The 3,560-nt window shown below is 73.7% G+C and carries 3 protein-coding genes and 1 pseudogene; 1 reads left to right on the forward strand and 3 read right to left on the reverse strand.

The window, feature by feature from the left end; translation table 11 throughout:
* Window positions 1-319, reverse strand: a pseudogene (locus AB0C29_RS38665) (NmrA family transcriptional regulator); the annotation flags it as partial.
* Between the two features lie 74 nt (window positions 320-393).
* Here AB0C29_RS38665 and AB0C29_RS38670 point away from each other — a divergent pair.
* Window positions 394-855 (forward strand): MarR family transcriptional regulator, encoded by a 462-nt coding sequence (locus AB0C29_RS38670; protein ID WP_360831396.1) that lies wholly within the window; start codon window positions 394-396, stop codon window positions 853-855.
* Here the strand turns inward: AB0C29_RS38670 and AB0C29_RS38675 are convergent.
* Entirely contained in the window at window positions 847-2,070 is a 1,224-nt protein-coding gene (locus AB0C29_RS38675) for an erythromycin esterase family protein (RefSeq protein ID WP_360831399.1), read from the reverse strand. The two genes, AB0C29_RS38670 and AB0C29_RS38675, sit on opposite strands and share 9 nt — an antisense overlap.
* A complete protein-coding gene (gene crtI, locus AB0C29_RS38680) occupies window positions 2,067-3,509 on the reverse strand; it encodes a phytoene desaturase family protein (RefSeq protein WP_360831402.1) in 1,443 nt (480 codons plus the stop codon). Before crtI ends, AB0C29_RS38675 begins: the two co-directional genes overlap by 4 nt.
* Window positions 3,510-3,560 lie beyond the last annotated feature (51 nt).

Below are 3,560 nucleotides of genomic sequence, written 5' to 3' on the forward strand. Positions count from 1 at the left end.
GCAGGATCGTCCACTCCAGACCCGAGCGTTGCGCCGCCTGCTCCGCCGCGGTGAACTCAGCGATGAACCGGGGGTCGCCGACCGGGTGCGCCACCGTGGCCGCCGACAGCACGACGACCCGCTTGGCGCCGCGCTCGGCGGCCCGGGTCAGCAGCTCCGGCGTGGCCGCCCGAGGGCTGTAGAGGACGGCCTCGACGTGCGCGATCGCCTCCAGGGGCGTGTTGCGGGCCGGGTCCCGGGACAGTCCTGCGGCCCGGTCGCCCAGCAGTCGCATCGCTTCGCGGCCCACGTTTCCTGTCGCTCCGGTGATCAGCATCATGGTGGACTCCTCAAGGCGCTTCGACGACCGTAAGATATGAATCTCATAGTAAAGTATTTTGGAGTTCATACAATATGGCGGACGTAACATCCCGGCGGCGGCTGGTGGCCGGTGTCAAGGAGTCGCTGCGGCTGGCCCGCAACCAGCTGTCGGTGTTCAGCCGGCAGGTCGGCAACCGGCTCGAGCTCAAGGACGCCGACCTGGACTGTCTCGACCTGATCGACCGGGCCGGCCCGCTGAGCCCGACCGCCCTGGCCCGGCTCACCGGCGTGCACCCGGCCACCCTCACCGGCATCCTCGACCGGCTGGAACGCGGCGGCTGGATCGCCCGGGAGCGCGCCGAGAACGACCGTCGCGCGGTGCAGATCCGTTCCCTGCGTGACCGCCAGGGCGAGCTCTACGGGATGCTCGCCGGGATGAACCGCTCGATCGAGGAGATCTGCGCCGGCTACTCGGACGCCGAGCTGGCCGTGGTGGCCGACTTCCTGCGGCGCACCACCGAGGCGGGCGAGACCGCCGTCCGCGACCTACCGTGACGTGGTGCTGATCTCCGGCAGGCTCACCACGAGGTCGTAGGCGTCCAGCACCGGCGTGTCCAGGAAGGTCTCCGACAGGCGGATCTTCTCCGGCCCGCTCATCCGGTCCCGCGCCGCCCGCAGATCCACCAGGGCCGGGCCGGCCGACGGCTGGAACGCGGCCTCCACACTGTCCGCGGGCGCCGGCGGCAGATCCTCGCTGGTCACGGCGACACCGCCCGTTGCGTCCGGGTCGGCGCGGCGCGCGGAGGTCCGGCCCGCCTGCGCGGTCACCGCCATCGCCACGTACTGCCCGCCGAGGCGGTCCGCCAGATGGTGACCCATGGCGGACAGCGCGAACGTGGGAGTGCGCACCGGGGTGCGCTGGATGTGCGTGTTGTGCGCGGCCAGCACGATCTTCGTGTCCGGGTCGAGCAGTTGGAAGACGGTCTCGGCCATGCCCCGGTCGCGGGCGGCCACCTTCGGGTGGCTGAAGTCCGCCGTGAAGCTGCGCAATCCCTGGTCCAGCAGGCAGGCCAGCCGCAGCTCGTGCCGGGCTGTCCGGTACGCCTCGGCACCGGCGGCCGCTGTGTAGTCCACGGCCAGCGCGTCGAAGCGGGTCGCCAGGTCGGCCAGCAGCGCGGTGGCCCGGTCCCGGTCCACCCCGTCGATCGCCGCATAGGCCCGGTACGCGAGCAGAGTGTGCTCCCCGGCGTAGGCCCGGGCGTACTCGGCGATCCGGTCGACCAGGGGCAGCGCGTCCGCGTCCACCTTGCCCAGGTAGCGCCGCAGGCTGTCCAGGGCCGGCAGGGGAGAGGCGGTCGAGCCGGGCACGTCCACTCCGCTGAACCGCAACGGCAGCGGCGACGACCGCATCCAGCGGAGCAGGTCACGCATCTCCGGGCACCGCCCCATTCGGTACGTGATCCCGTGCTCGGCCAGCTCGTCGAGGTCACCCCGCCCGCCACGGACCCAGTCGTCCACGGCCAGGCCCTCGCTGAAACCGGACTCCATCGCGAAGACGGTGAAGCCGCACCGCTCGGCCAGGAACCGCAGCAGCCGGTGCCGCCACAGGTAATACTCGCGGACGTGGTGGGCGCTTTCACCGATGGCGACCACCCGTGCGTCTCCCAGGATCTCCACCAGGGGTTCCAGGTCGTCCAGCGGCGCCAGCGGCTCGGTGGTGCCCAGCGGGATCGCCCGCTCCGCGACGAAGGCACTGAAGGCAGCTGTCACGCCGGTCCGATCTCGTCCGCGACGATCTTCGCCGAGAGGGTCACCATGGGCAGTCCGCCGCCCGGATGGGTGGAGCCGCCGACCAGGAACAGGCCGGCCAGCGGGCCACGGTTCGCCGGGCGGGTCAGGCCGCCCGCCGTACCGTAGATCGCGCCGCCCGGCGCGGCCGTGGCATCGGCCAGATCCGCCGGGGTGCGGGTCTCGGTGAACAGCAGCCGGTCCCGCACGTCCAGCCCGCGGGCGGCCAGCACGTCCAGGATGTGCCGCCCGTAGGCGTCGGCCAGGCCGGGCCGCCGCCAGTCGACCGCCGCGAACGACGTGCCGTGCCGGGGCGCGTTGACCAGCACGAACCAGGCCTCGGTGCCGGGCGGGCTCACCGTGGGATCCGCCGCCCGGGTCACGAAGACGGTCGGGTCCGAGGGCGGCCGGGCCCGCTCGCCGGTGCCGGGGGAGCCGAAGACGGCGTCGAACTCGGCGTCGTAGTCGCGGGGGAAGAACACGGTGTGGTGCGCCAGCTCGGGCGTCTGCCCCCGGACGCCGAGCAGCAGGACGAAGCCCGCGAGGCTGCGAGCGGCCAGGCCGCCGAGGCGGGACGGCGCCGGCAGCAGGTCGCGGTACACCGAGAGCGCGTCCACATTGGCCACCACCACGTCGGCCGGGACCTCCTCGCCCGAGACCAGCTGTACGCCGGTGGCCCGCCCCGCGGTCGAGCAGATCCGCTCGACCGGTGAGGACGTCACGACCCGCACGCCCAGCGAGCGGCAGCGGTCGAGCAGCGCCGTGGCCAGCACCCCGAGCCCGCCGGGGAGATACCAGCCGCCGAAGGCCAGCTCCGCGTACGGGATCGCGGCCAGCGCCGCCGGAGCCCGGCGCGGATCGGCGCCGGTGTAGGTCGCATAGCGGTCCAGCATCATGCGCAGCCGCGGGTCACGCAGATAGTGCCGGCCCAGCGACCGCAGTGAGCGCCCGGGCGCGATGGCCGCCAGGTCACCGACCCGCCAGGACAGCGCGGCCAGCGACGCCGGGGTGACCTCGCGCTGCAGCACCGACCGCCAGGAGGCGCGCCAGATCCGCTCGGCGCGCACCCAGAACCGCGCCCAGTCCGCGCCGGCGGCGGCCCCGAAGGCGGCCTCGATGCGCTCCCGGAACACCTGCGGGTCGGACGAGGAGTCCAGCACCGAGCCGTCGGGGAAGTGGTGGCGCACCACCGGGTCCAGCGCCACCGGGGACAGCTCCAGGCCCAGGTCGGCGAAGACCTGCGGCAGGGTGAGCAGGCTGGGGCCGGTGTCGAAGCGGAAGCCGTCACGCTCGTACCGGCCGAGCTTGCCGCCGACCTCGGCCGCCCGCTCGTGCACGGTCACCCGGTGCCCGGCGGCGGCCAGCCGCGCAGCGGCGGCCAGGCCACCCACCCCGGCCCCGATGACCACGACGTTGCTCATACCGGCCGCCCCCGCCAGGAGAGCGCTCCGCGCCGCCGGAGCGCGAACGCG

Source organism: Actinoplanes sp. NPDC048791, assembly GCF_040650095.1.
Taxonomy (GTDB): Bacteria; Actinomycetota; Actinomycetes; order Mycobacteriales; family Micromonosporaceae; genus Actinoplanes.